Source organism: Terrabacter aeriphilus (assembly GCF_039542985.1).
Taxonomy (GTDB): Bacteria; Actinomycetota; Actinomycetes; order Actinomycetales; family Dermatophilaceae; genus Terrabacter; species Terrabacter aeriphilus.
On record NZ_BAABIW010000010.1, the window covers coordinates 15,392 to 41,090 of the forward strand.

Here is a 25,699-nt window from a genome sequence, read left to right on the forward strand (position 1 = left end):
GGCAGCCGAGCCAGGCAGTCGTCCTCGTGTCAGGACCGAGCGACACCCGACGCGACCGCAGGAGACCACGAGCATGACCTACCCCAAGGTCACCACGAACGACGACGGCGCCACGAGCGCGACGAACGCCGGCGTGCCGTCCAACCCGCGCTTCCCCGAGATCGAGGAGCGCGTGCTGCGCTACTGGGACGCGGACGGCACGTTCACCGCCTCGGTCGAGGCTCGCGACGCCGGCACCGACGGCGACAACGAGTTCGTCTTCTACGACGGTCCGCCCTTCGCCAACGGCCTGCCGCACTACGGCCACCTGCTGACCGGCTACGTCAAGGACATCGTGCCGCGCTACCAGACGATGCGCGGCAAGCGCGTCGAGCGCCGCTTCGGCTGGGACACCCACGGCCTGCCGGCCGAGCTCGAGGCGCAGCGCCAGCTCGGGCTCAAGACCAAGCAGGACATCGTCGAGCTCGGCATCGACCGCTTCAACGACGCGTGCCGCAGCTCGGTGCTCAAGTACACGGGCGAGTGGCGCGACTACGTGACGCGCCAGGCCCGCTGGGTCGACTTCGACCACGACTACAAGACGCTCGAGCCCGGCTACATGGAGTCGGTCATCTGGGCCTTCAAGCAGCTGCACGACAAGGGCCTCGTCTACGAGGGCTTCCGCGTGCTGCCCTACTGCTGGAACGACCAGACGCCCCTGTCCAACCACGAGCTGCGCATGGACGACGACGTCTACAAGATGCGCCAGGACCCGGCCGTCACGATCGGCCTGCGCCTCGAGACCGGCGAGCTCGCGCTCGTCTGGACGACGACGCCGTGGACCCTGCCGGCGAACCTCGGCATCATGGTCGGCCCCGACATCGACTACGTCGTCGTCGAGTCGGACGTGACCGGTACGACCGAGCGCTACGTCATCGGCGCCGCGCGGCTCGCGGCCTACGCCAAGGACCTCTTCGGCGGCGACGTCGACCTCGGCTCGCTCGACGAGCGCGTCGTCGAGCGGCTCACGGGCGCCGACCTGCTCGGGCGCTCGTTCACCCCGCCGTTCGGCTACTACCGGGGCCACGAGCGCGCGCACCGCGTCTTCCCGGCCGACTTCGTCACCACGGAGGACGGCACCGGGCTGGTCCACACCGCAGGCGCGTTCGGTGAGGAGGACAAGATCGTCACCGACGCGGCCGGCATCGAGCCCGTCGTGCCGGTCGGCTCGGACGGCCGCTTCCTCTGGCCCGTCACCGACTACGAGGGCATGCACGTCTTCGACGCGAACGCCCACATCATCGACCACCTCAAGGCCGCGACCCGGGGCGAGGGCGAGACGGGCTCGGTGACGCCGGGCACGGTGCTGCTGCGCCGTGAGACCTACGACCACAGCTACCCGCACTGCTGGCGCTGCCGCGAGCCCCTCATCTACATGGCCGTCTCGTCGTGGTTCGTCGAGGTGACGAAGATCAAGGAGCGGATGCTCGAGCTCAACCAGGAGATCGAGTGGACGCCGTCGCACATCCAGGACGGCCAGTTCGGCAAGTGGCTCGCCAACGCGCGCGACTGGTCGATCTCGCGAAACCGCTTCTGGGGCAGCCCGATCCCCGTGTGGAAGTCCGACAACCCGGAGTTCCCGCGCCTCGACGTCTACGGCTCCTTCGAGGAGCTCGAGCGTGACTTCGGCGTGGAGGTCACCGACCTGCACCGTCCCTTCATCGACAGCCTGACCCGGCCCAACCCCGACGACCCGTCGGGCCGGTCGACGATGCGCCGCGTCGAGGACGTGCTCGACGTGTGGTTCGACTCCGGGTCGATGAGCTTCGCGCAGGTGCACTACCCGTTCGAGAACGCCGAATGGTTCGAGCACCACTTCCCGGGTGACTTCATCGTCGAGTACATCGGGCAGACCCGCGGCTGGTTCTACACGCTGCACATCCTCGCGACCGCCCTGTTCGACCGTCCCGCGTTCAAGTCGTGCGTCAGCCACGGCATCGTGCTCGGCTCCGACGGCCAGAAGATGAGCAAGTCGCTGCGCAACTACCCCGACGTGCGCGAGGTCTTCGACCGCGACGGTGCGGACGCCATGCGCTGGTTCCTGATGAGCAGCCCGATCCTGCGCGGCGGCAACCTCGTCGTCACGGAGCAGGGCATCCGCGACGGGGTGCGCCAGGTGCTCATCCCGCTGTGGAACGCGTGGTCGTTCTTCGCGCTCTACGCCAACACGGCGCGCGACGGCGCGGGCTACGAGGCGAAGCGCTCGACCGCCTCGACCGACGTGCTCGACCGCTACCTGCTCGCCAAGCTGGGCGAGTTCGTCGGCGACATGACCGAGCAGCTCGACGACTACGAGATCGCTGCCGCCTGCGACACGATGCGCAGCTTCCTCGACGTGCTCACCAACTGGTACATCCGCCGCTCGCGCGACCGCTTCTGGGGTGGCGAGTCCGAGGAGTCCCTCGCGGCGTTCGACACGCTGTGGACGACCCTCGAGACGGTGACGCGCGCCATCGCGCCGCTGCTGCCGCTCGTCTCGGAGGAGATCTGGCGCGGCCTGACCGGCGGCCGGTCGGTGCACCTGGCCGACTACCCCACGGCTGCGGAGCTGCCCACCGACCACGAGCTCGTCGTGGCCATGGACCGGGCTCGCGAGGTCTGCTCCGTCGGGTCGAGCCTGCGCAAGGCCCGCGGCCTGCGGGCGCGCCTGCCGCTCGCCGAGCTGACGGTCGTGACGGCCGACCCGGCGAGCCTCGAGCCGTTCCGGGCGCTCATCCAGGACGAGCTGAACGTCAAGGCGCTCACCCTCGTCGAGCTCGCCTCGGCGAGCGAGGCCGACTTCGGCGTGAGCCAGCGCCTCACGGTCAACGCCCGCGCGGCGGGCCCCCGCCTCGGCAAGGACGTGCAGCGCGCCATCAAGGGCAGCAAGTCGGGCGACTGGTCGGTCGCCGACGACGGCACCGTCACCGCCGGCGGCCTCGAGCTCGCCGACGGCGAGTTCACCCTCGAGACGGTCGTGGCCGGTGACGCCGCGGACCACGGCGCCACGGCCATGCTGGCCTCGGGTGGCTTCGTCGTGCTCGACACCGACGTGACGCCGGCGCTGGCCACGGAGGGCGTGGCCCGTGACCTCGTGCGCGCCGTGCAGCAGGCGCGGCGCGACACCGGCCTGCACGTCAGCGACCGGATCAGCCTGACGATCCAGGGTGGCCCGGAGGTCTTCGAGGCCACGGTCACCCACCGCGACCTCATCGTCGGCGAGACGCTCGCCACGCAGTTCGCGTCGGCCGGACCCGAGCACCCGCTGCCCGCCGGCCTGAGCCCCGCCGCGGTGGTGGTCGGCGACAACCACCCGGCCTCGATCCTGGTGGTGAAGCGATGATCGCCACGAACGGCGACCTCGAGCGCGGCGCCGTCGACGACCAGGTCGTCGTGCGCGGCGCCGTCGGTGACGACCTCGCCGGCATCCTGTCGGTGGGGCACCGCACCTGGCTCGCGACCTACGAGCCCATCGCCGGGCCCGAGTACGTCGCGATGGGCCTGGCCAAGTGGTGGACGAGCGACGTCGTCACCGATGCGATCCGCAAGGGCCGCACGCTCGTGGCCGTCCTCGGCGACGAGGTCGTCGGGGTCGCCACCTTCGGCCCGCAGGACGACGCCGTCGTGCTGTGGAAGCTCTACGTCCTGCCCGGCCACCACGGCCTGGGCATCGGCTCGCGCCTCATGGACGAGGTCGTCGTGCAGGCCCGTGAGAGCGGGCACGACCGGATCACGCTCTCCTACCTCGAGGGCAACGAGCAGGCCGCCCGGTTCTACGCACGGCACGGGTTCACGGAGACGCACCGCGAGACGCCGGGATCGGGCCTGCCCGAGAGCGTGTGGATGGCCCGCGAGCTGGGAGAGAGGGAGCAGTCATGAGTGGTCGGCCCGACGAGGCAGCCCAGGAGGCCGCCCGCAACCTCGACAAGATGAAGCGCGTGCGCGAGATCGAGGAGGAGATCCTCGCCCGGGCCCCCGAGAACGACATCGGCCCGTCGCTCGAGCGCATCCGGGCGGTGATGGAGCTCGCCGGGGACCCCCAGCGCAACTATCCCTCGATCCACCTCACCGGCACGAACGGCAAGACGTCGACGAGCCGGATGATCGACACGATCCTGCGCGAGAGCGGCCTGTCGACCGGCCGCTTCACCTCGCCGCACCTGCACGACATCCGCGAGCGGATCAGCCTGTCGGGCAAGCCGATCCCGCGCGACAAGTTCATCGCGGCCTACGACGAGATCGCCCCCCTCGTCGAGCTCGTCGATGCGCGGTCGCTCGAGTCCGGCAGCCGTCGCATGAACTTCTTCGAGGTGCTCGTCGCCCTGGCGTACGCCGCCTTCGCGGACGCTCCCGTCGACGTGGCGATCATCGAGGTCGGTCTCGGCGGCTCGTGGGACGCGACGAACGTCGTCGACGCGCAGGTCGCCGTCATCACCCCGGTCGACCTCGACCACACGCACCTGCTCGGCGACGACGTCGTGTCGATCGCCGAGGAGAAGAGCGGCATCATCAAGGCCGACTCCGTCACCGTGAGCGGCGTGCAGGACGAGGACGTCGCGCGCGTGCTCCTCGACCGCGTCGAGGAGGTCGGTGGAGCCCGCATCGTCTTCGAGGGCACCGACTTCGGCGTGCTCGCGCGCGAGGTCGCCATCGGCGGCCAGCAGGTCTCGCTGCGCGGTCTGGCGGGTGAGTACACCGACCTGTTCCTGCCGCTCCACGGCGCGCACCAGGCGAGCAACCTCGCGACCGCGGTCGCCGCGGTCGAGTCCTTCGTCGGCGGTGGCACGCAGGCCATCGAGGCGGAGGTGCTCACCGCTGCGTGCGCGGCCATGACCTCGCCCGGACGCCTCGAGATCGTGCGCCGCTCGCCGACCGTCCTCGTCGACGCGGCCCACAACCCGCACGGAGCGCGCTCGCTCGTCACGGCGATGGGTGAGGCGTTCGCCTTCACGACGCTCGTCGGCCTCGTCGGCATCGTGGCCGACAAGGACGCCGCCGGCATGCTCGAGGTGCTCGAGCCGGCCCTCGACCACATCGTCGTGACGCGCAGCTCGTCGCCGCGGGCGCTCGCCCCCGAGAAGCTGGGCGAGCTCGCGGTCGAGATCTTCGGCGAGTCGCGGGTGACCGTCGTGCGTGACCTGCCCGACGCGCTCGAGCAGGCCGTGACGCTCGCGGAGGCCGACGGCATGGGCGGGGGCGTCATCGCGACGGGCTCGGTCATCACGGCGGGCGAGGTGCGGATGCTCCTCGGCCGCACGGACGTCTGAGCCCCGGCCCTCCCGACCGCCACCGCACCTAGGCTGGAACCATGCACCCCCTGATGAAGCTCGTCCTCATCCTCGTCGTCGTCGCCGTGGTCGTCGTGGTCTGGGGGCGCGTCATGGGGCGCAAGGACCCCGACCGCAGCCTCGTCGGCCTCACCGACGGTGTGCGGGCCCGGATCAGCCGCGAGCTGAGCGCCGGCCACAAGATCAACGCGATCAAGCTCTACCGCGACGCGACCGGGGCGCCCCTGGCCGACGCCAAGCGGGCGGTCGACGCCTGGTTCGTGCCCGGCCAGGGGCCCGGTGTGCGCGACGCCGCGGTCGCGTTCGGCGAAGGACGCCTGACCGAGACGGCGCGGGCGCGCATCAGCGAGCTCATCCTCGCCGGGCGCCGCGAGGACGCGATGAGCCTCTACGCGGAGGCGACGGGCGCGAGCCCCACCGAGGCGCAGGCCATCATCCGCACCTGGGACACGACCCAGGACTACTGACCACCACCGGACGAGGGCACCACCAATGCGTTCCATCATCTTCTTCGGCCAGACCGGCAAGTTCACCTGGCGCATGCTCGCCACGGTGCTCGGCGGGCAGTCGATCTGCATCCTGCTCGGCGCCCTGGTGGCCCGTGGCGTGGCGGCCAGCGGCGACGCGGGAGCCCGCGGCACGGCATACCTCGTCGTGGGCTTCGGGCTCGGCGCGCTCTGCGTCGTGGCTGCCGGCACGCTGCGCCGACCGTGGGGCGTCACCCTCGGCTGGGTCGTGCACGCGCTGACGCTGCTCAGCGCGCTCGTCGTGCCGATGATGCTCGTCGTCGGCCTCTTCTTCCTCGCGCTGTGGATCACCTGCCTCGTCAAGGGCACCCAGATCGACGGCGAGATGGCGCGCCGAGCCGCGGCGGAGGCCGACCCGGCGGCCGATAGGGTGGACGGGTGACCACCGAACGTTCCCTCGTCCTCGTCAAGCCCGACGGATTCAAGCGCGGCCTCACCGGGGAGGTGCTGCGCCGGATCGAAGGCAAGGGCTACACGCTCGCCGCCCTCGCCGTCGTCACGCCGACCCGCGAGCAGCTCGCCGCGCACTACGCCGAGCACGAGGGCAAGCCGTTCTACGAGCCCCTCGTCGAGTTCATGAGCTCCGGCCCGGTGGCCGCGGTCGTCATCGAGGGCCAGGACTGCGTGCGCGGCTTTCGCTCGCTCGCCGGTGCCACGAACCCCACCGAGGCCGCTCCCGGCAGCATCCGCGGCGACCTCGGTCGCGACTGGGGCACCAAGGTGCAGCAGAACATCGTGCACGGCTCGGACTCCGCCGACTCCGCCGCGCGCGAGATCGCGATCTGGTTCCCGCACCTCGGCGCCTGACCGGCACCTCACCGATGACCACCCGACCGTGGCTGCGGCCCCTCGGGCGTGACCTCGCGATCGACCTCGGCACGGCGAACACCCTGATCCACGTGCGTGGGCAGGGCGTCGTCGTCGAGGAGCCCTCCGTCGTCGCCGTCGAGGTCGGCACCGGCCGGCTCGTCGCGGCCGGCTCGCGCGCCAAGGAGATGCTCGGGCGCGCGCCGGGCACGATCCGCGCGGTGCGGCCGCTCCGCGACGGCGTCGTCTCCGACGCCGACGAGACCGAGCGGATGCTGCGCTGGTTCATCGACCAGGTGCGCACCTCACGGCTCGTGCGACCGCGGATGGTGCTCTGCGTCCCGAGCGAGGTGACGGGCGTCGAGCGCCGCGCCCTCGAGGACGCCGCCACCCGCTGCGGCGCCCGTCGCGTCTACATGATCGAGGAGCCCATGGCGGCGGCCATCGGCGCCGGGCTGCCCGTCTACGAGACGGCCGCGAGCATGGTCGTCGACATCGGCGGGGGCACGACCGACGTCGCGGTCATCAGCCTCGGCGGCATCGTGACGTCGACCTCGCTGCGGATCGCCGGAGACGAGATCGACGAGGCGTTGATCAGCCACGTCAAGAGCGAGTACTCGCTGCTCGTCGGCGAGCGCAGCGCCGAGGACATCAAGGTCGCCGTCGGCTCGGTGTTCCCGCTCCGCGAGGAGCTGACGACGCGGCTGCGCGGGCGCGACCTCGTGACGGGCCTGCCCAAGACGGTCCAGGTCGGCTCGGCCGAGGTGCGCCGGGCCATCGAGCCTCCCGTGCTCCAGATCATCGAGCTCGTGCGGGCCACCCTCGACGTGTGCCCGCCCGAGCTGGCGGGCGACATCCTCGACCGAGGCATCACCCTGACGGGCGGCGGCGCGCTGCTGCGCGGGCTCGACGAGCGGATGCGCCACGAGCTGGGGGTGCCCGTCCGCGTGGCCGAGGACCCCATCCGCGCCGTGGTGCGCGGCGCCGGCCGCTGCGTCGACGACTTCGCCGGCCTCGAGCGCGTGCTCGTCGGCGAGCACCGCCTCTAGCCCATGGGTCAGCTCGCGCGTCGGCGCCTGCTCGTCGTCCTCGCCACGCTCACCCTCGCGCTCCTGCTCGCCGACCTCGCCGGGGCCGGGGTGGCGGACGGGGTGCGAAGGGCCGGTGGGGTGCTGCTCGGGCCCGTGCAGCGGGTGCTGGCCGCGGCCCCGCGCGACGAGCTCGCCGACCTCGAGCGCGAGAACGTGCGGCTGCGTGCGCTCGCGGCCGACCAGCAGGAGCGGCTCGAGGCGGCCGCCCGGCTCGCCACCCTGCTCGGGTCGGGCCCGGCGGCCGGCCAGCGGCTCGTGGGCGCCCGCGTCGTCGCGACCACGGTGGCGCCCCTCGGTGGCCGGAGCGTCACCGTCGACGCCGGCTCGCGCGACGGCGTGCGCGCGGACTCGACCGTCGTCGCCGCCGACGGCCTCGTCGGCCGCATCGTGTCGGTCTCGCCGTGGACGAGCGACGTGCAGGTGGTCGGCAGCGCCGGCTCCGTCGTCGCCGTGCGCACCGGCCCCGCGGGCACCCTGGGTACCGCGGCCGCCCCCGCGCCGGGTGACGCCGAGCCCCGCCCGCGCGGAGCGCTGACGCTGTCGGTCATCGCCCCGGGGGCGCCCGTCGTCGGTGACACCGTGCGCACGCTCGGCAGCGTCGACGACGTCCCGTATGCCGCCGGCATCGTCGTCGGCACCGTGACCGACGTCGACCCCGACCTCGGGCAGCCCACCCGCACCGCGACCGTGCGCCCGGCCGTCGACGTCGACGCGCTCGACGTCGTCGGGATCGTCGTGCCGCAGGCCCGCCGCGCACCGCGCGCCGCCACGTCGGGTGGCGCGGGCTCCGGTGCCGGCTCCAGCACAGGCCCCGTAGCGGGCGGGGGAGGGGCGCGGTGAGGCCGACGCTGCTGGGAGTGCTGCGGACGGCATACGTCGTCGTCGCCGCGCTCGTGACGGCCACGGTGCTGCCGCGCCTCGGCGTGCCCGCGCCGTGGGTGCCCGACCTCGTGCTCGTCGGCGTCGTCGCGACGGCCGTGCTGCGCGGCCCCGTGCACGGCGCCCTGACCGGGCTGCTCGCGGGCTGGGTCGTCGAGCTCGTGCCGCCCGTCTCCGGCCCGGTCGGGCTGACGCCCCTGACCATGATGCTCGCGGGGCTCGCCGCCGGTCTGCTCCGGCGCGGCTCGTCCCGGTCGCGGTGGCGCGCGCCCCTCGCCCTGGTCGCCGCCGCGGCCGTCGTGCTCGCCGCGCACGTCGTCGTGGGGGTCCTCGCGCAGGGGAGGCTCGAGCCCGCTGACGACCTGACCCGGCTCCTCGCCACCGTCGTCGTCGGGGCGGCGCTGCTGCCGGCGCTGCTCGGCATCGACCGGGCCCTCGTGCGCCGGAGGCTCGGGTGAGGGCCCGCCGCCGCGTCGGGGTCGCCGGCGTGGTGCTCGTGCTCCTGCTGACGCTCTTCGGTCTGCTGCTCGGCCGGCTCGGGCAGCTCCAGCTCGTCGAGGGGCCGCAGCAGGCGCGTGCGGCGGCGGCCGCCAACACCCGGACCGTCACCGACCACGCGTTGCGCGGACGTATCCTCGACCGCACCGGCACGCCCCTCGTGCGCGACACCTTCGACACCGTCGTCACGGTGGAGCGGTCGTCGCTGGTCGCCTCGGCGGACGGCGGCCAGGCGCTCGTGCGCTCCGTGGCCACCGCCCTCGGGCTGCCGTTCGCGCGGCTGTGGGACAAGACGAAGCTCTGCGGCACGGCCGGGGCGCCCCGCGCGCCCGCCTGCTTCAACGGCTCGCCCTACGTGCCGATCCCGCTCGCCACGGGCGTCGACGCGAAGCGTGCCCTCAGCCTGCTCGAGCGCCCCGAGCGCTACCCCGGCGTCGGCGTGACGAGCCGTCCGGTGCGGGCCTACCCCGAGCCGTCGGGCGCGCGGTCGCCGCACGTGCTCGGCTGGGTGGCCCGGGCGAGCGCCGACGACGTGGCGGCCAGCGGGGGGCGCATCGACGCCGACGACGTCGTCGGCCGGTCGGGCCTCGAGGAGCAGTACGACGCGGTGCTGCGCGGCACCAACGGCAGCACGGTCGTGGCGGTCGACCCGCGCGGCATCGTGACGCGGACCGTCGGGACGACTCCGGCCGTGCCCGGGCGCGACGTCGTGACCCACCTCGACGCGCGCCTGCAGGCCCGCACGGAGGCCGCCCTCGCGTCGGCGGTGGCCTCGGCGCGCTCACAGCGCCTGCCCGCCGACACGGGGGCGGCCGTCGTGCTCGACGTGACGAACGGCGCCCTCGTCGCCGCGGCCAGCTACCCGACCTACGACCCCTCGGTCTTCTCCGGCGGCATCACCTCGGCCGAGCTCGCCCGCCTCACCGACGAGGGCGCCGGCACGCCGCTGCGCTCGCGCCTCACGGCCGAGACCTTCCCACCCGCCTCCACGTTCAAGGTCGTCTCGGTGCCTGCGGCCGTCAACGCCGGGGCGCGCCTCGACGGCACCTACGACTGCTCGCCGAGCGTCACCGTGGGCGGCCGGGTCTTCAACAACTTCGAGTCCCGCGGCTACGGCCCCATCGACTTCCACCGCGCCCTCGTCGTCTCGTGCGACACCGTCTTCTACCGCCTCGCGTATGCCGCCTGGCTGGAGCAGGGCGGCCTCGCCGCCCCCGTCGCGGCCCCCGACCCGTTCGTCTCGATGGCCCGGGCCTTCGGGCTCGGCCGGCGCACCGGCGTCGACCTGCCGGGGGAGAGCGCCGGGCGCGTGCCCGACCGGGCGTGGAAGGAGCAGTACTGGCTCGCCACCCGGGCCGACACGTGCCGCCGGGCGGGCACGGGCTACCCCGAGGTCGCGCGCACCGACCCGACGCGTGCGGCCTACCTCACGCGTCTCGCGAAGGAGAACTGCACCGCGGGCTACCAGTTCCGGGCGGGTGACGCCGTGAACTTCTCGATCGGCCAGGGCGACACCGCCACCACGATCCTCCAGATGGCCGGGGTCTACGCGGCCATCGCGAACGGCGGCACGCTCTGGCAGCCGCAGCTGGCCGCCGCCTACCGCACCCCGGCCGGGGTCACGACGCCGGTCGCGCCCCGCCGCGTCGCCACGGTGCCGCTGCGCCGTGACGTGCTCGCCTACGTCCGCTCGGCGCTCGGCGACGTGACGCGCCCCGGCGGGTCGGCCGGCAGCGCCTTCACCGGGTTCCCGCAGGACCGCTACCCGGTGGCGGGCAAGACCGGCACGGGCGAGGTCTTCGGCAAGAAGGCGACGGCCTGGTTCGCGGCGTACGGGCCGACGACACGGCCGAAGTACGCCGTCGTGGTCGTCGTCGGGCAGGGTGGCTCGGGCTCGAAGGTGGCGGCCCCTGCGGTGCGGACGATCTTCGATGCCATCCTTGCCCTGAAGCTGTAGGCCGCCCGACCGAGAGGTGAGAGTCGTGGACGACTACCTGAGGAGCGACGCCCCCGTCGTCGAGGCGCTCGACCGCGCCTGGGACCGGAGCCGGCTCAGCGTGCGCACGCGCCTGTCGAGGGTGCGCTCCCGGGGCTTCCTGCTCGTGCAGTGCGCCGTGTCGGCGGGCGTCGCGTGGTGGCTCGCGACCGACGTCGTGGGCCACCCGCAGCCGTTCTTCGCGCCGATCGTCGCCGTCGTCTGCCTCGGCATGTCCTACGGCCAGCGGCTCCGGCGCGTCTTCGAGGTCGCCGTCGGGGTGGCCGTCGGGGTCTTCACGGCCGACGTCTTCGTCCACCTCGCCGGGAGCGGCCCGTGGCAGATCGCGGCGGTCGTGCTCGTCTCGATGGCGCTCGCGACCCTGCTCGACGGTGGGCCGGTGGTCGTCACGCAGTCGGCGGTGCAGGGCATCGTCATCGCTGCGCTCGTCGCGAGCCCGGGGCAGGCGCTCAACCGGTGGACCGACGCGCTGCTCGGCGGCGCCGTGGCCCTCGTCGCCGCGACGGTGGTGCCGCAGGCACCGCTGCGCCGGCCCCGCGTGGCGGCCGCGGAGGCGGTGCGCAAGATCGGCGAGCTGCTGCGCCGTGCGGCGGCGAGCGCGCACGACGGTGACGTCGAGGGCGCGGCCGAGGTGCTGGCATCCGCGCGCGGCACGGAGTCGCTCCTGCGCGAGCTGAGCTCCGCGGCCGACGAGGGCCTGTCGGTGCTGACCTCCTCGCCGTTCAAGCGCCAGCACGCGGCCGGCGTGCGCAAGATGGTCGACCTCGTCGAGCCTCTCGACCGGGCCATGCGCAGCACCCGGGTGCTCGTGCGCCGCGTGACGATCGCCGTCGGGCGCGGCGAGCCGTTGCCACCCGGCTACGAGGAGCTGCTCCTCGAGCTCGCCGGGGCGACCGACGTCATCGCGCGGGCGCTCTCGGAGAACGCCTCGCCGGAGATCGGCCGGACGGCCCTGCTGGCGGTCGCCGCCGACACGGCCAGGGTGCCGCGCACCGAGAGCCTCGCGACCGAGACGGTGCTCGCGCAGATCCGCTCCACGGTCGTCGACCTGCTCCAGCTCACCGGTCTCGACGTCGACCAGGCCGTCGCCGCCGTCCCGCGCGAGCGACCCCGCGACGCCTGAGCTGCTGACCCGCTGAGCTGCTGACCCGCTCACCCGCTGAGCCGGACGCACGAGTGCCCGGCCCCCAGCGGGGGACCGGGCACTCGACGACGGTCCGTGGCTCAGGCGGACGGGGTCATCTCGTGCGGGCCGACCTGGAGCTTCTCGACGCGCGGGTCACCGGCGTCGGCGAAGTAGTCGGCGGGGATCGTCTCGTCCTTGCCCTCCGGTGCCTTGACGGCATACCGCAGCACCAGCGTGCCGATGGCCGCGACGACGAGGTTGATCGCGAAGGCCGTGACCGCGATGTAGCCCATCTGGCCGATGACGGGGATGCTCGCCACCGAGCCGCCGAAGTTCGCCTTCGTCACCGGGTTGATGACGTTGTAGGCGCTGATCGTGCCGTAGACCATGCCGACCGCCCAGCCGGCGAGCAGCGCCCACCGGTGGAACCAGCGGGTGTAGAGGTAGAAGACGACCGCGGGGAAGGTCTGGAGGATCCAGATGCCGCCGAGGAGCTGGAAGTTGATCGCGTTGCTCTTGTCGAGCGTCAGCACGAAGATCAGCGCGAAGCCCTTGACGACGAGCGACGTCAGCTTGCTGACCTTGGCCTCCTGCGCCGTCGTCGCGTCCGGCTTGATCCAGGCCTTGTAGATGTTGCGGGTGAAGGTGTTCGCCGCCGCGATCGACATGATGGCCGCGGGCACGAGCGCGCCGATGGCGATGGCCGCGAAGGCGACCCCGGCGAACCACGGTGGGAAGAAGTCCTCGAAGAGCTGCGGCACGACGAGCTGCGCGTTCGGCTTGCCGTCGAGGCCGATCGGCTTGGTGCCGGCGGCGATCGCGACCCAGCCGAGGAGCGCGAGCAGCCCGAGCAGGAACGAGTACGCGGGCAGGATCGAGGCGTTCTTGCGGATCGTGTTGCGGCTCTTGGCCGACAGCGTGGCCGTGATCGAGTGCGGGTACATGAACAGCGCCATGGCCGAGCCCAGGGCCAGGGTGGCGTAGGCCCAGTACTGCGCCGACGCGGGGATGAAGACGCCGTTGGCCTTGCCCGTCGCCGGGTTCGTCGTCGCCATCTTCTCCTTGGCCGCGTCGAAGATGTGGTTCCAGCCACCGACCTTCGAGGGCAGGTAGATGACCGCGACGATGATGACGAGGTAGATGAGGATGTCCTTGACGAACGCGATGATCGCCGGTGCGCGCAGCCCCGAGGTGTAGGTGTAGAGCGCGAGCACGAGGAAGGCGATGAAGAGCGGGAGGTCCTTGGCGACCCAGTTGCCGCCGCCACCGATGCCGACGACCTCGAGCACCGCCTGGATGCCGACGAGCTGGAGGGCGATGTAGGGCATCGTCGCGAGGAAGCCGGTGACGGCGACCGCGAGCGAGAGCCCGCGCGAGCCGGAGCGGCCCTGCACGAAGTCGGCCGGCGTCACGTAGCCGTGGCGGTGCGAGACCGACCACAGCCGCGACATGAACACGAAGATGATCGGGTAGAGCACGATCGTGTACGGCACGGCGAAGAAGCCGTTGACCGCGCCGAACGCGAACATCGCTGCCGGCACGGCGACGAACGTGTAGGCCGTGTAGAGGTCGCCGCCGAGCAGGAACCACGTGATCCACGTGCCGAAGGAGCGGCCGCCGAGGCCCCACTCCTCGAGGCTCTCCATGCTCTGCGGCCGGCGCCAGCGCGCGGCCCAGAAGCCCGCCACTGCGACGACGACGAAGAAGAAGATGAGGACGGCGAGCGCGACGCCGTTGACACCCTCGGGCGCCGCAGCGGGCACGAGGGCGGGGGAGAGGGCCGGTGCGAGGGCCGGTGCGATCGTGCTCATGGGGTGCCAGCCTCTCGGGCGTCGGTGCCGCCGTTGCCGTCGGTGTCGTCGTCAGTGCCGAAGGCGTCGCCGGTAGACGTCATCGGGACGTGCGGGCGGGCCTTGAGCACGATGCGGTAGGCGCTGTAGGTCAGGGCCGAGCAGAGCACGACCCAGAGGAACTGGTACCAGATGAAGAAGGGGAACCCGAGCAGGCGTGGCTCGTCCATGGCATACGTGCCGACGAGCATGAGCGCGACGATGGGGATGGCGAGGAGCACGCCCGCGAGAGCCAGCAGGCCCTTGTTCGCCGGGGGCGCCTCGTGACGGTGCGGGGTGGTGCTCACGCAGTGACCTCCGTTGGTCGGGCCGGATGGGTGGGTGGGCCGTGCGTCGCGGAACTTACTCCCGCGCGGGGGGAATGTGGCCGCTGCGCCCCGGCGTTTTGTCGACTGCGTCACTGATCGTGATGTTGCGCGTGCCGTCCCACCACTGGCGTGGGCGCGGTCCCAGTGGGCCCGAGGGCCCGGATAGGCTGTCCGCATGGCTGATTTCGATGTCGTTGTGCTCGGTGCCGGACCCGGAGGCTACGTCGCGGCGATCCGCGCGTCGCAGCTCGGCAAGAAGGTCGCCGTGGTCGAGAAGCAGTACTGGGGCGGGGTGTGCCTCAACGTCGGCTGCATCCCGAGCAAGGCGCTGCTGAAGAACGCCGAGCTCTCCCACACGCTGACCCACGAGAAGGCGAAGTACGGCATCGAGGGCGATGCCACGATGAGCTTCGGCCCGACGCACGCCCGGAGCCGCAAGGTCTCCGAGGGCATCGTCAAGGGCGTCCACTTCCTCATGAAGAAGAACAAGATCGAGGAGATCGACGGGTGGGGCACCCTGACCTCCGCCTCCTCGATGGACGTCGCCCTCAACTCCGGCGAGAAGCGCTCCATCACCTTCGACAACCTCATCCTCGCGACCGGCTCGGTGACGCGGATGATCCCCGGCGTCGAGGTGAGCAAGAACGTCGTCACCTACGAGGAGCAGATCCTCGACCCCGAGCTGCCCGGCTCGATCATCATCGCCGGCTCCGGCGCCATCGGCGTCGAGTTCGCCTACGTCATGAAGAACTTCGGCGTCGACGTGACGATCGTCGAGTTCCTCGACCGCATGGTGCCGACCGAGGACGCCGACGTGTCCAAGGAGCTGCTCAAGCACTACAAGAAGCTCGGCGTGAAGGTCATGCTCGGCACCAAGGTCGAGTCGGTCGAGGACACCGGCTCGGGCGTCAGGGTGACGGTCAGCCCGGCAGCCGGCGGCGACCAGCAGGTGCTCGAGGCCGACCGGCTGCTCTCGGCCATCGGCTTCGCCCCGCGCACCGAGGGCTTCGGGCTCGAGGCCACCGGAGTCGAGCTCACCGAGCGCGGCGCCATCGCCATCGACGAGTTCGGCCGCACCAACGTGCCGAACGTCTACGCGATCGGCGACGTCACCGCCAAGCTCATGCTCGCGCACGTCGCCGAGGCCATGGGCATCGTGGCCGCCGAGACGATCGCCGGCGTCGAGACGATGGCCATCGACTTCCGCTTCATCCCGCGGGCGACCTACTGCCAGCCGCAGATCGGCTCGATGGGCCTGTCGGAGGCCCAGGCCAGGGAGGCGGGCCACGACGTCAAGACGGCGACGTTCCCGTTCTCGGCGAACGGCAAGGCCATGGGCCTGGGCGAGCCGGTCGGCTTCGTCAAGGTGATCGCCGACGCCGAGCACAACGAGATCCTCGGCGCCGCGCTCATCGGCCCCGACGTCACGGAGCTGCTGCCGGTGCTCAACCTCGCGCAGACCTGGGACCTCACGGCCGACGAGGTCTCGCGCACCGTCTTCGCGCACCCGACGCTCGGCGAGGCGGTCAAGGAGGCCGTCCACGGCATCGCCGGCCACATGATCAACTTCTGACGGCGGCCTCGGCCGAGCTCACGCACACGCACACGCAAGGACGCCCCCGCGAAATCCGCGGGGGCGTCCGGTTGTTCGACGGTGGCGCGACCGGTCAGTACCAGTGCTTCCGACCGCCGATGGCCCGACCGGTCGCGCCGAGCACGTAGAGCACGAGGCCGACGACGAGCAGGATCGCGCCGATGGTGACGAGGATGCTGAGCGACTTCACGAGAAGCCCGATCAGCAGCAGGATGATGCCGAGAACGATCATGGTGGTCGTGTTCTCCCTTGAGTGGTGGACCCCGAGCACGAGCCTCCGTACCCACCGATGCCTCACAGGTAACGTCCGGTGCCTGCCGCACGCCAGTGGAGGCCATCGCAGGTGAACTGCCCCGATTAGGGCGGGCCTGTGCACGCTGTTACCCTTGGAGACGCCGTCGAACGGCCGCGGACCGATAGCGCCCAGGTGGACATGCCCTGGAGCACCGCGCAACGAGAGAAGAAGGAGTCGGTCATCCATGCCTTTGGACGCTGACGTGAAGAAGCAGATCATGACTGAGTACGCCACCGTCGAGGGCGACACCGGTTCCCCCGAGGTCCAGATCGCGATGCTGACCCAGCGCATCAAGGACCTCACCGAGCACTCGCGGGCCCACAAGCACGACCACCACAGCCGTCGTGGGCTCCTCCTGCTGGTCGGCCGCCGCAAGCGCATGCTGCGCTACCTCGAGGCGACCGACATCGAGCGCTACCGCTCGCTGATCAAGCGACTCGGTCTGCGTCGATGAACACGTGACGAAAGGCGGTCCCGCTCCCTGCGGTGACCGCCTTTCGTCGTAGGTGCGCCCGGTCCGCGACGGACCGCCGCGCCGTTGCACACCACGCACACAACGACGATGTGCGCGGGCACTTGAGAAAAAGAAAGCGAGGGCCCACATGGAGGGTCCAGACATCACCTTCGCCGAAGCCGTCATCGACAACGGCAGCTTCGGCACCCGCACCGTCCGCTTCGAGACCGGGCGCCTGGCCAAGCAGGCCGGCGGCGCCGTCACGGCCTACCTCGACGACGACACGATGCTCCTGTCGACGACGTCCGCCGGCAAGCAGCCGAAGGACCAGTTCGACTTCTTCCCGCTGACCGTCGACGTCGAAGAGCGCATGTACGCCATCGGCAAGATCCCGGGCAGCTTCTTCCGTCGTGAGGGTCGCCCGTCGACCGAGGCCATCCTCACCTGCCGCCTCATCGACCGCCCGCTGCGCCCGACCTTCAAGAAGGGTCTGCGCAACGAGGTCCAGGTCGTCATCTCGGTGTTCTCGCTGAACCCCGACCACCAGTACGACGTGCTCGCCATCAACGCGGCCAGCGCCTCGACGCAGATCTCCGGCCTGCCCTTCTCGGGTCCCATCGGTGGCGTGCGCGTCTCGCTCATCGACGGCCAGTGGGTCGCCTTCCCGAACTACTCCGACATCGAGCGCTCGGTCTTCGACATGGTCGTGGCCGGTCGTGTGGTGGGCGACGACGTCGCCATCATGATGGTCGAGGCCGAGTCGACCGAGTCGACGTGGGACCTCGTCAAGAACCAGGGCAAGCAGGCGCCGACCGAGGAGGTCGTGGCCGAGGGCCTCGAGGCCTCGAAGAAGTTCATCAAGCAGCTCTGCGACGCCCAGGCCCAGCTCGCTGCCCAGGCCGCCAAGCCGGTCCAGGACTTCCCGGTCTTCCTCGACTACGAGGACGACGTCTACGCCGCCGTCGAGGCTGCCACGGCCGCCGACACGACCGCCGCGCTGACGATCGCCGGCAAGCAGGAGCGCGAGGACCGCCTCGACGAGATCAAGGCCGCCGTCAAGGCGCAGCTCGCCGGGCAGTTCGAGGGGCGCGACAAGGAGATCTCCGCCGCCTTCCGCTCCGTGCAGAAGAAGCTCATCCGTCAGCGCATCCTGCGCGACAAGGTGCGCATCGACGGCCGTGGCCTCGCCGACATCCGCGCCCTGGGCGCCGAGGTCGAGGTGCTGCCGCGCGTGCACGGCTCGGCCATCTTCGAGCGTGGCGAGACCCAGATCATGGGTGTCACGACGCTCAACATGCTGAAGATGGAGCAGATGGTCGACACCCTGTCGCCCGTCACGCGCCGTCGCTACATGCACAACTACAACTTCCCGCCCTACAGCACCGGTGAGACCGGCCGCGTCGGTTCGCCGAAGCGCCGCGAGATCGGTCACGGCGCCCTGGCCGAGCGTGCGCTCATGCCGGTCCTGCCGACCCGCGAGGAGTTCCCCTACGCGATCCGCCAGGTGTCCGAGGCCCTCAGCTCCAACGGCTCGACGTCGATGGGCTCGGTCTGTGCCTCGACCCTGTCGCTGCTCAACGCCGGTGTGCCGCTGCGCGCCCCGGTCGCCGGCATCGCGATGGGCCTCGTGTCCGACACCGTCGACGGTGAGACGCAGTACGCCGCGCTCACCGACATCCTCGGTGCCGAGGACGCCTTCGGCGACATGGACTTCAAGGTCGCCGGCACCAAGGAGTTCGTCACGGCCATCCAGCTCGACACGAAGCTCGACGGCATCCCCGCCTCGGTCCTCGCCGGCGCGCTGACCCAGGCCCGCGACGCGCGTCTGCACATCCTCGACGTCATGGCCGAGGCCATCGACGTGCCCGACGAGATGAGCCCGTACGCCCCGCGCATCATCACGGTGAAGGTCCCCGTCGACAAGATCGGTGAGGTCATCGGCCCGAAGGGCAAGATGATCAACCAGATCCAGGACGACACGGGCGCCGACATCTCGATCGAGGACGACGGCACCGTGTTCATCGGTGCGGTCGACGGCCCCTCGGCCGAGGCGGCTCGCGCGGCGGTCAACGCCATCGCGAACCCGACGATGCCCGAGGTCGGCGAGCGCTTCCTCGGCACGGTCGTCAAGACGACCACCTTCGGTGCGTTCGTCTCGCTGCTGCCCGGCAAGGACGGCCTGCTGCACATCTCCGAGGTGCGCAAGCTCGTCGGCGGCAAGCGCATCGACAACGTCGACGACGTCGTCAAGATCGGGCAGAAGATCCAGGTCGAGCTCAAGGAGATCGACCCGCGCGGCAAGCTCAGCCTCGCCGCGGTGCTGCCCGAGGGCGAGAGCGGCGACTCCGCCGCCGACGCCCCCGAGGCGCCGGCCGAGGCCTGACCGGCTCGGCACCGTCCGGATCACGAGCGGCCCGTCACCCCTGCTGGGGTGGCGGGCCGCTCGCCGTCCCGGGCGGCCTCAGAAGAGCGCGTTCACGATGTTCCAGCCCGTGCTGACGAGCACCCGGGGGGCCCACCCGCCCGTCTCGGTGCGGGGGTAGAGCCAGAGCCTGCCGGACGCGTCGCGGGCCAGCAGGTCTGCCGTCCGGTTGCCGTCGAGGTCACCGGCGGCGACGAGGGCGGTCATGCCGTTCCACCCCGTGCCGACGCGCACGCGCGTCCCGAGCGAGCCCGTGCCCGTGCCGGGCACGAGCCACAGGTAGCCCGTCGCACTCTCGCGGGCGAGCAGGTCGGCCGTGCCGTTGCCGTCGACGTCGCCCGCGCCGAGGATCGCGCTGTAGCGGTTCCAGCCCGTGCCGATGCTCGAACGCGGTTGCCAGCCGGACGATCCCGTGCCCGGGTAGAGGAACAGGGTGCCGTCCGAGGCCCGCCGCGCGACGATGTCGGGTCGTCCGTCGCCGCTCAGGTCACCGACGCCGACGATGGCGCTCATGCCGTTCCATGCGGTGCCCACGCGCACGCGGGGGAGTCGCCAGCCGCCCGTGCCGTTGCCGGGATAGAGCCAGAGGTAGGCGGTGGAGGCCTCGCGGGCGAGCACGTCGGCGGCGCCGTCACCGTTCAGGTCGCCGGGGGTCTCGAGCGCCGACATGCCGCCCCAGCCCGTGCCGATCGTGCGCCCGAGCGCGAGGCTGCCGGTGCCGGTGCCGGAGTAGAGCTTGAGCTGCCCGGTGGCGGCCCAGCGCGCGACGACGTCGTTGCGCCAGTCGCCGTCGAAGTCGGCCGTGCTGTTCGACAACGTCGCGGCCGGCACGGGGAGGGTCGTGAAGGCGTACGGCTCGCAGGTGCGGTCGTAGTCGAGGGTGCCCGCGTCGTTCACCCACTGCGACAGCCGCACCGGGCCACCCGAGAAGCTCGGCTGGGTGCACTTGTCGAGGGCCTCGTCCGGGTAGTCGAGCCGCCCCGAGGCGGCCCACACCGGCACGCCGGGCAGGCGCCACGAACCGACGATCTCCTGCCAGCCCGAGTTGTAGGAGTAGAGGCCGTAGGAGCGGCCGGCGTCGCGCAGCCCGCGCATCAGGCCCTCGACGACGTCACGGTTCTCGGCGCGTCTCAGCGCGGTGCCGGTGGGCCAGGGCTGTGCGGGCCGGGGCTCGACGTCGATCCAGACCATCCGGGGTGACCACCCACTGACCGAGCGGATCGTGGCCGCGGCATACGTCCCCTCGGCGTAGCCGACGTTCGAGAGGCGCCCGCCCCGCGTCGTCGCCGACCACGGCCCCGCTGAGCCGTATGCCGTCAGCTGCGCGCTCGTCGGGAAGCCGGCCATCGTGTAGGCCTGGGTCGGTTTGGCGTGGTCGGCCGCCCACTCGACCTGCGTCGCCACACAAGGGTTCCGGGTGAAGGGGAGCCCGTTGGTGAGGCCCACGACGAGGAACTGGCTCGTGGTGGGAGGGAAGGAGGCGGGGCACTGCGGCCACGAGACGTCGTTGCCGACGAGGACGGCCGCCTGTGCGACGGGGGCCACGAGGAGGGCGAGCACGAGCCCGATGGCGGCGAGTGGGACGAGGGCCAGGCGACGGATCCGGCCCGGGACGACGGTGCTGCGTGGACGGGGAGACATGCGAACCACTTCCTCTGCACCTCCAGTCTGCGTCCGGCCGCCGCTTCCGGCGCGAGGGTGTGATGCACCAGTCCGTGCGGAGGGGTGGCGTCGTGGGCTCGCGCACGGGCGCGACCCGGGGGGCTCGATAGGCTGGCGGCGTGACCGAGACGAGCACCCAGACCTCCCGCCCCCTTCTCGTGGCCGTCATCGGCGCCGGCGGCCGGATGGGCTCCGAGGCCGTGCGCGCGGTGGAGGAGGCCGACGGGATGACGCTCGTCGGCGCCTACGGTTCCGGCGACGACCTCGGCGACCTCGGTGGCGCCGACGTCGCGATCGAGCTGACGGTGCCCGACGCGTCGCCGGGCAACGTCGCGCATTGCGTGGAGCGGGGCGTCCACGTCGTCGTCGGCACGACGGGCTGGGACGCGGAGCGGCTCGAGGCGCTGCGGGGCAGGCTCGCCGACGCCCCGCCCTCGCGCAGCGGCAGCGGGGTCGGCGTGCTCGTCGCGCCGAACTTCGCCATCGGTGCGCTGCTGATGATGTCGTTCGCGGCCAAGGCCGCTCCCTTCTTCGAGTCGGTCGAGGTCATCGAGCTGCACCACCCCGCCAAGGTCGACGCGCCGTCGGGCACCGCCGCGCGCACGGCGGCCATGATCGGGGCCGCCCGCAGCGAGGCCGGCTGCGCGCCGGTCCCCGACGCGACGACCCACGATCCCGACGGCGCGCGGGGGGCCCGGGTCGACGGCGTGAACGTGCACTCGGTGCGGCTCCGGGGCCTCACGGCGCACCAGGAGGTGCTGCTCGGCAACGCGGGGGAGATGCTCACCCTGCGCCACGACTCGTTCGACCGCAGCAGCTTCATGCCGGGCGTGCTCGCGGCGGTGCGTGCCGTCGCCGACCACCCGGGTGTCACGGTGGGGCTCGAGCACTACCTCGGCATCGCCTGAGACCGTTCCGTCATGGCCATCCCCAGGATCGTCCTCTTCTACGCGTTCCGTCCGCTCGCTGACCCGGACGCCATCCGTCTCTGGCAGCGCGACCTCTGCGAGAGCCTCGGCCTGCGCGGGCGGATCCTGCTCTCCCGTCACGGGATCAACGCCACCGTCGGCGGTGACGTGACGGCGCTCAAGACCTACGTCCGGAAGACCCGGGAGCACGCCGCGTTCTGCGACATCGACGTGAGGTGGAGCGACGGCACCGCGCTCGACGCCGAGGGGCGCAGCCTCGACTTCCCGCGGCTCGTCGTCAAGGTGCGCGACGAGATCGTCTCGTTCGGCGTGCCGGACGAGGTCGTTGTCGACGAGGGCGGCGTCGTCGGCGGAGGGACCCGCCTCTCCCCGCAGGAGCTCGACGACCTCGTGGCCGCCCGGGGCGACGAGGTCGTGCTCCTCGACGGCCGCAACGCGGTCGAGGCGCAGATCGGGCGCTTCCGCGGAGCGGTCGTGCCGGACGTCCGGCACACGAGCGACTTCGTCCGTGAGCTCGACTCGGGTCGGTGGGACGAGCTGAAGCGCCGTCCGGTCGTCACGTACTGCACCGGCGGCATCCGGTGCGAGGTGCTGACGAGCCTCATGCGCTCGCGCGGCTTCGAGGAGGTCTACCAGCTCGACGGCGGCATCGTGCGCTACGGCGAGCAGCGCGGTGACCGTGGCCTCTGGGAGGGCAGGCTCGTCGTCTTCGACGAGCGGATGAGCATCGCCTTCACCGACGAGGCCGTCGACCTCGCGGCCTGCCACGAGTGCGGGACGCCGACGAGCCGGCTGCACAACCGTGAGGACCTCCCGGGCCGGCCCCTGCAGCCCGTCTGCGACGCCCACGCCTGAGTCGCCGGCCTCCGGGCGGGGTACGTCGTGGGCGTGGGACGACGAGCTCCCACCCCGACGAGGAGGACCACCATGAGCGGACAGGCTGCACCGGTGGACCCGGTGGGCGCCCAACCCCAGGCACCCTGCACCTGCGACAACTGCCCGGACGGCTGCACGTGCGACGGGTGCACCTGCCGGGACTGCACCTGCGAGAGCTGCGCGCATTCCGCCTGAGGCGCTCGGCCCGCGTGGGAGGAGGGCAGCGCTAGCGTGAGTCCGGTCGCTGCAACGGTGCAGCGACGGGACGACAGGGGAGAACCATGGAACGGATGCGACGACGCCTGCTGGCCGGCATCGGGGTCGCAGGGATGCTGGTGGGCAGCGTGGTGGGCGGCACCTCGGTGGCGCACGCCGACGACGACGCGGACCCGTTGTGCTACACCACGCAGGGCACGCGGGCCCCGTTCTACGGGATCCCGTCGGCGAGCAAGGTCTACGACTGGCAGAACGTCGGCGCGCAGACCACCCGACGGTTCGACGAGGGCCCGCAGATCCCGGCAGGGCTGTACGCCGACCGCTACGTGCCACAAGGCATCTCGGCGTGGGCGAACTGGAACGGCACGAGCGAGGACGTCATCCTCATCTCCGCCTACCACGACGCCGACGGCGACCGGGAGCCCGACGGCCCCAGCGCGATCTTCGGGGTGGTGGCCTCGGGCCCGCGCACCGGCACGGGACTCGGCCGGATGCTCGTGGCGAACGGTCACGTGGGCGGCATCGGTGTCCACCGGGGCTGGCTCTACGTCGGGAGCGAGTCCGAGATCCGCGGCTACCGCCTGGACAAGGTGCGAGGGGCCCTCGCCGGAGCCAACAGCGACCACGTCTTCGCGCGCGACTACAACCGGCCCTCCTCGTACGTCGTCGGGTTCATGGGCACCGGTGACGGCCACCTGTGGGCGGGCGACTTCGACGAGTCCAGCGCCAAGCACCTCAACGGTTACGTGCAGACCGACAGCGGGACCGGCGCGCTCTCCTATGTCGGCTCGACGCAGGTGTATGCGCCCAAGAAGACCCAGGGCGTCACCGTCACGTCCGACTGGGTGATCTTCTCGACGTCCTACACGCGAGGGGACCGCGGCAACATTTGGGTCATGCCGAGGAACCAGGACTCGCTCTCCGACGGCAACTCCTACTGTTTCCGGGCTCCGTCGATGAACCAGGGCCTGACCGTGCTCGGCGGGCGGCTCTACGTCGGGTTCGAGAGCGCCGCGTACACCTACACCAAGGACCCGGGTGACCTCCCGCGGAACATCGTCGACCACCTGCACAGCGCGCCGCTCGGGAGCGTCACGGGCCTGTACGGCGGAGCCGTGACCGACTGAGGCCGTCGCGACGACCGCCGTCCCTGCGATCAGCCCCAGCCGACGGCGCGCAGGACGGCGGCCGTCGCCGCGCCGAGCACGACGACGAGGAGGAACGGCGCGCGCAGCAGCAGGGCCACGACCGCGACGCCGACGGCGACCGCGCGCGCGTCGAGGACGAGGGAGCCCCCGGGGGCGGTGAACGCCTGCGTCGCCACGAGGGCCGCGAGCAGCGCGACGGGGAGGGCGCCGGTGACCCGGCGCACCCGGGGCGACTCGAGCAGGTGGGCCGGCACGAGGTGGCCGGCCAGCTTGGTGGCGAAGGCGATCGCCGTCGCGACCAGCAGCGCCGTCCACATCGTCATGACGCCGCCTCCCGCCGTGGCGTCCGCCACGCGAGCAGGGCCGCCGCCGCGGCGGCGACCACCGGGATGCCGGGCGGCGCCGAGGGGGAGAGCGCGACGGCGACCACGGCCCCGACGGCCGCGATCGCCACGGCCTCGCGGCGGCGCAGCCGCGGCCAGAGCAGGGCGGTGAACGCCGCGCACGCGGCCGCGTCGAGGCCGTAGGTGCGCGGGTCGCCGATGAGGTTGCCGAGCAGGGCGCCGGCGAGCGTCGTGAGGTTCCAGAGGACGAAGACGCTGAGCCCGGTCAGCCAGAAGCCCAGCCGCGACGACTCCGGGTCGCGCTGCGACACCGCGACCGCCGTCGACTCGTCGATCGTCAGGTGCGCCGCCGCGACCCGGCGTGCGCCGCGTACGCCGAGCAGCTGGGTCAGCTCGAGGGCGTAGAGCCCGTTGCGGATGCCGAGCATCGACGACGCGGCGATCGCGGCCGGGGCCGCCGACAGCCCGTTGGCGACGATCCCGACGAACGCGAACTGCGAGCCGCCGGTGAACATCAGCAGCGAGAGCGCCATGGCCTGCCACACGTCGAGGCCCGCCGCGACCGCCAGGGCCCCGAAGCTGATCCCGTAGGCGCCGGTGGCGAGCCCGACCGACAGGCTCTGGCGCACGACGGCCCGCCGGGCGACGGGGTCCGTCGTCGGGGTCATGCGCTCCCCGCGGGGTCCGCCTCCGGCTCGGCGAGCACCGCGGAGAGGCGCACCTCGGCGGCCGTCGCTCCGTCGGCGGAGACCACGCGCTCGCGGTGCGCGCCGTCGGCGAGCATGCCGGCCGCGATGAGGAAGGCGCGCGTGGCGTCGTCGGCGGCGAGCAGCCACGCGGCCAGCTCGGAGCGGCCACGGGCCCGGGCGGTGTCGACGACGGCGTGCAGCAGGCGAGAGCCGTGCCCCTGGCGCCGCGCGTCGGGGTGCACCCCGAGCACGAGCAGCTCCGCCGTCTCGGTGTCCGCGTCCGCGTCGTCCGAGGCGCCGACCGCCGCGAAGCCGACGACCTGCTCGCCGGCGCACGCGACGAGCAGCACGCCGTCGCGTGCCTGGCCACCCTCGAGGGTGGCCCGCCAGGCGTTCGCGAACGCGCGGGGCTCGAAGGTGGCGATCACGTCGGGCTCGAGCGTGCCGGCATACGCCTCCCGGAAGACGACGGCCTGGACGAGGCCGACGGCCGGGGCGTCGCTGGCGCGCGCGACCCGCACCGAGGCGTCGGCCACCGGGCCGCGCTCGTGCGCGTGGTCGTGCGCGTGGTCGTGCTGGTCGTGGGTGTGGTCGTGCGGGTGCGGCTGCTCGTCGGGGGACACCCCGGCATCCTCTCAGGCGCGCGGGGGTGCCCCTGCTTTGGCGCTGACCGCGCGATCTC

At 72.2% G+C, this 25,699-nt stretch carries 24 protein-coding genes; 17 read left to right on the plus strand and 7 right to left on the minus strand.

Annotated features, from left to right (window positions below; all coding sequences use genetic code 11):
• The first annotated feature begins 73 nt into the window (after window positions 1-73).
• Genes ileS through ABD979_RS07070 form a run of 11 tightly spaced genes read left to right on the plus strand, consistent with a single transcriptional unit; the run spans window position 74 to window position 12,227 of the window.
• A complete protein-coding gene (gene ileS / locus ABD979_RS07020; RefSeq protein ID WP_345506748.1) occupies window positions 74-3,361 on the plus strand; it encodes an isoleucine--tRNA ligase in 3,288 nt (1,095 codons plus the stop codon).
• The gene (locus ABD979_RS07025) at window positions 3,358-3,897 is read left to right on the plus strand and encodes a GNAT family N-acetyltransferase (protein WP_345506749.1); all 540 of its coding nucleotides are present in this window, start codon (window positions 3,358-3,360) and stop codon (window positions 3,895-3,897) included. Before ileS ends, ABD979_RS07025 begins: the two co-directional genes overlap by 4 nt.
• Entirely contained in the window at window positions 3,894-5,285 is a 1,392-nt protein-coding gene (locus ABD979_RS07030; protein WP_345506750.1) for a bifunctional folylpolyglutamate synthase/dihydrofolate synthase, read from the plus strand. Before ABD979_RS07025 ends, ABD979_RS07030 begins: the two co-directional genes overlap by 4 nt.
• A gap of 41 nt (window positions 5,286-5,326) precedes the next feature.
• Window positions 5,327-5,773 carry a hypothetical protein gene (locus tag ABD979_RS07035; protein ID WP_345506751.1) on the plus strand — a complete coding sequence of 149 codons (447 nt, stop codon included), beginning with the start codon at window positions 5,327-5,329 and terminating at the stop codon, window positions 5,771-5,773.
• A gap of 25 nt (window positions 5,774-5,798) precedes the next feature.
• A complete protein-coding gene (locus ABD979_RS07040; RefSeq protein ID WP_345506752.1) occupies window positions 5,799-6,215 on the plus strand; it encodes a DUF4233 domain-containing protein in 417 nt (138 codons plus the stop codon).
• Window positions 6,212-6,640, plus strand: a complete 429-nt coding sequence (ndk, locus tag ABD979_RS07045) for a nucleoside-diphosphate kinase (protein WP_345506753.1) — start codon at window positions 6,212-6,214, stop codon at window positions 6,638-6,640. Before ABD979_RS07040 ends, ndk begins: the two co-directional genes overlap by 4 nt.
• Window positions 6,641-6,654: 14 nt before the next feature.
• Entirely contained in the window at window positions 6,655-7,689 is a 1,035-nt protein-coding gene (gene mreB / locus ABD979_RS07050; RefSeq protein WP_425583928.1) for a rod shape-determining protein, read from the plus strand.
• 3 nt (window positions 7,690-7,692) lie between these two features.
• Complete coding sequence (gene mreC, locus ABD979_RS07055; RefSeq protein WP_345506754.1) at window positions 7,693-8,571, plus strand: rod shape-determining protein MreC; 879 nt, start codon at window positions 7,693-7,695, stop codon at window positions 8,569-8,571.
• Entirely contained in the window at window positions 8,568-9,068 is a 501-nt protein-coding gene (locus ABD979_RS07060) for a rod shape-determining protein MreD (RefSeq protein WP_345506755.1), read from the plus strand. Before mreC ends, ABD979_RS07060 begins: the two co-directional genes overlap by 4 nt.
• Window positions 9,065-11,065: a penicillin-binding protein 2 gene (mrdA, locus tag ABD979_RS07065; protein ID WP_345506756.1), complete on the plus strand. Its 2,001-nt coding sequence runs from the start codon at window positions 9,065-9,067 to the stop codon at window positions 11,063-11,065. The genes ABD979_RS07060 and mrdA overlap by 4 nt, the downstream gene beginning before the upstream one ends.
• 25 nt (window positions 11,066-11,090) lie before the next feature.
• Window positions 11,091-12,227 carry an FUSC family protein gene (locus ABD979_RS07070; RefSeq protein WP_345506757.1) on the plus strand — a complete coding sequence of 379 codons (1,137 nt, stop codon included), beginning with the start codon at window positions 11,091-11,093 and terminating at the stop codon, window positions 12,225-12,227.
• A 101-nt stretch (window positions 12,228-12,328) separates the two neighbouring features.
• Here the strand turns inward: ABD979_RS07070 and mctP are convergent, their stop codons facing one another.
• A complete protein-coding gene (mctP, locus tag ABD979_RS07075) occupies window positions 12,329-14,041 on the minus strand; it encodes a monocarboxylate uptake permease MctP (protein ID WP_345506758.1) in 1,713 nt (570 codons plus the stop codon).
• Window positions 14,038-14,367: a DUF3311 domain-containing protein gene (locus tag ABD979_RS07080; protein WP_345506759.1), complete on the minus strand. Its 330-nt coding sequence runs from the start codon at window positions 14,365-14,367 to the stop codon at window positions 14,038-14,040. Before ABD979_RS07080 ends, mctP begins: the two co-directional genes overlap by 4 nt.
• 196 nt (window positions 14,368-14,563) lie before the next feature.
• Here ABD979_RS07080 and lpdA point away from each other — a divergent pair, with 196 nt between their 5' ends.
• The gene (lpdA, locus tag ABD979_RS07085; RefSeq protein WP_345506760.1) at window positions 14,564-15,961 is read left to right on the plus strand and encodes a dihydrolipoyl dehydrogenase; all 1,398 of its coding nucleotides are present in this window, start codon (window positions 14,564-14,566) and stop codon (window positions 15,959-15,961) included.
• 94 nt (window positions 15,962-16,055) lie between these two features.
• Here lpdA and ABD979_RS07090 read toward each other — a convergent pair whose 3' ends face one another.
• On the minus strand, window positions 16,056-16,214 hold the full coding sequence (locus tag ABD979_RS07090; protein WP_345506761.1) for a DUF6131 family protein: 159 nt from the start codon (window positions 16,212-16,214) through the stop codon (window positions 16,056-16,058).
• Between the two features lie 247 nt (window positions 16,215-16,461).
• Here ABD979_RS07090 and rpsO point away from each other — a divergent pair, with 247 nt between their 5' ends.
• A complete protein-coding gene (gene rpsO / locus ABD979_RS07095) occupies window positions 16,462-16,731 on the plus strand; it encodes a 30S ribosomal protein S15 (protein WP_030146552.1) in 270 nt (89 codons plus the stop codon).
• A 148-nt stretch (window positions 16,732-16,879) separates the two neighbouring features.
• On the plus strand, window positions 16,880-19,114 hold the full coding sequence (locus tag ABD979_RS07100; protein WP_345506762.1) for a polyribonucleotide nucleotidyltransferase: 2,235 nt from the start codon (window positions 16,880-16,882) through the stop codon (window positions 19,112-19,114).
• A 78-nt stretch (window positions 19,115-19,192) separates the two neighbouring features.
• Here ABD979_RS07100 and ABD979_RS07105 read toward each other — a convergent pair whose 3' ends face one another.
• Entirely contained in the window at window positions 19,193-20,794 is a 1,602-nt protein-coding gene (locus ABD979_RS07105) for an FG-GAP-like repeat-containing protein (RefSeq protein WP_345506763.1), read from the minus strand.
• 140 nt (window positions 20,795-20,934) lie between these two features.
• Between ABD979_RS07105 and dapB the strand changes: the two genes are divergently transcribed.
• The 3 genes from dapB (at window position 20,935) to ABD979_RS07120 (ending at window position 23,963) form a co-directional block, all read left to right on the plus strand.
• On the plus strand, window positions 20,935-21,723 hold the full coding sequence (dapB, locus tag ABD979_RS07110) for a 4-hydroxy-tetrahydrodipicolinate reductase (protein WP_345506764.1): 789 nt from the start codon (window positions 20,935-20,937) through the stop codon (window positions 21,721-21,723).
• 12 nt (window positions 21,724-21,735) lie between these two features.
• A complete protein-coding gene (gene trhO, locus ABD979_RS07115) occupies window positions 21,736-22,599 on the plus strand; it encodes an oxygen-dependent tRNA uridine(34) hydroxylase TrhO (protein WP_345506765.1) in 864 nt (287 codons plus the stop codon).
• Between the two features lie 311 nt (window positions 22,600-22,910).
• Entirely contained in the window at window positions 22,911-23,963 is a 1,053-nt protein-coding gene (locus ABD979_RS07120; RefSeq protein WP_345506766.1) for a hypothetical protein, read from the plus strand.
• A gap of 29 nt (window positions 23,964-23,992) precedes the next feature.
• Here the strand turns inward: ABD979_RS07120 and ABD979_RS07125 are convergent, their stop codons facing one another.
• Genes ABD979_RS07125 through ABD979_RS07135 form a run of 3 tightly spaced genes read right to left on the minus strand, consistent with a single transcriptional unit; the run spans window position 23,993 to window position 25,640 of the window.
• On the minus strand, window positions 23,993-24,307 hold the full coding sequence (locus ABD979_RS07125; RefSeq protein ID WP_345506767.1) for an AzlD domain-containing protein: 315 nt from the start codon (window positions 24,305-24,307) through the stop codon (window positions 23,993-23,995).
• Entirely contained in the window at window positions 24,304-24,996 is a 693-nt protein-coding gene (locus ABD979_RS07130; protein WP_345506768.1) for an AzlC family ABC transporter permease, read from the minus strand. The genes ABD979_RS07125 and ABD979_RS07130 overlap by 4 nt, the downstream gene beginning before the upstream one ends.
• Entirely contained in the window at window positions 24,993-25,640 is a 648-nt protein-coding gene (locus ABD979_RS07135; RefSeq protein ID WP_345506769.1) for a GNAT family N-acetyltransferase, read from the minus strand. Before ABD979_RS07135 ends, ABD979_RS07130 begins: the two co-directional genes overlap by 4 nt.
• Window positions 25,641-25,699 lie beyond the last annotated feature (59 nt).

What these genes read in the sequence shown, in the direction of transcription:
- ABD979_RS07030 (WP_345506750.1), top strand. Translation starts at nt 3,894, where the DNA reads ATGAGTGGTCGGCCCGACGAGGCAGCCCAGGAGGCCGCCCGCAACCTC.
- mreC (WP_345506754.1), top strand. Translation starts at nt 7,693, where the DNA reads ATGGGTCAGCTCGCGCGTCGGCGCCTGCTCGTCGTCCTCGCCACGCTC.
- rpsO (WP_030146552.1), top strand. Translation starts at nt 16,462, where the DNA reads ATGCCTTTGGACGCTGACGTGAAGAAGCAGATCATGACTGAGTACGCC.
- lpdA (WP_345506760.1), top strand. Translation starts at nt 14,564, where the DNA reads ATGGCTGATTTCGATGTCGTTGTGCTCGGTGCCGGACCCGGAGGCTAC.
- ABD979_RS07035 (WP_345506751.1), top strand. Translation starts at nt 5,327, where the DNA reads ATGCACCCCCTGATGAAGCTCGTCCTCATCCTCGTCGTCGTCGCCGTG.
- mctP (WP_345506758.1), bottom strand. Translation starts at nt 14,041, where the DNA reads ATGAGCACGATCGCACCGGCCCTCGCACCGGCCCTCTCCCCCGCCCTC.
- trhO (WP_345506765.1), top strand. Translation starts at nt 21,736, where the DNA reads ATGGCCATCCCCAGGATCGTCCTCTTCTACGCGTTCCGTCCGCTCGCT.
- ileS (WP_345506748.1), top strand. Translation starts at nt 74, where the DNA reads ATGACCTACCCCAAGGTCACCACGAACGACGACGGCGCCACGAGCGCG.
- ABD979_RS07120 (WP_345506766.1), top strand. Translation starts at nt 22,911, where the DNA reads ATGCGACGACGCCTGCTGGCCGGCATCGGGGTCGCAGGGATGCTGGTG.
- ABD979_RS07040 (WP_345506752.1), top strand. Translation starts at nt 5,799, where the DNA reads ATGCGTTCCATCATCTTCTTCGGCCAGACCGGCAAGTTCACCTGGCGC.
- ABD979_RS07130 (WP_345506768.1), bottom strand. Translation starts at nt 24,996, where the DNA reads ATGACCCCGACGACGGACCCCGTCGCCCGGCGGGCCGTCGTGCGCCAG.
- mreB (WP_425583928.1), top strand. Translation starts at nt 6,655, where the DNA reads ATGACCACCCGACCGTGGCTGCGGCCCCTCGGGCGTGACCTCGCGATC.
- ABD979_RS07025 (WP_345506749.1), top strand. Translation starts at nt 3,358, where the DNA reads ATGATCGCCACGAACGGCGACCTCGAGCGCGGCGCCGTCGACGACCAG.
- ABD979_RS07100 (WP_345506762.1), top strand. Translation starts at nt 16,880, where the DNA reads ATGGAGGGTCCAGACATCACCTTCGCCGAAGCCGTCATCGACAACGGC.
- ABD979_RS07125 (WP_345506767.1), bottom strand. Translation starts at nt 24,307, where the DNA reads ATGACGATGTGGACGGCGCTGCTGGTCGCGACGGCGATCGCCTTCGCC.
- ABD979_RS07105 (WP_345506763.1), bottom strand. Translation starts at nt 20,794, where the DNA reads ATGTCTCCCCGTCCACGCAGCACCGTCGTCCCGGGCCGGATCCGTCGC.
- ABD979_RS07090 (WP_345506761.1), bottom strand. Translation starts at nt 16,214, where the DNA reads ATGATCGTTCTCGGCATCATCCTGCTGCTGATCGGGCTTCTCGTGAAG.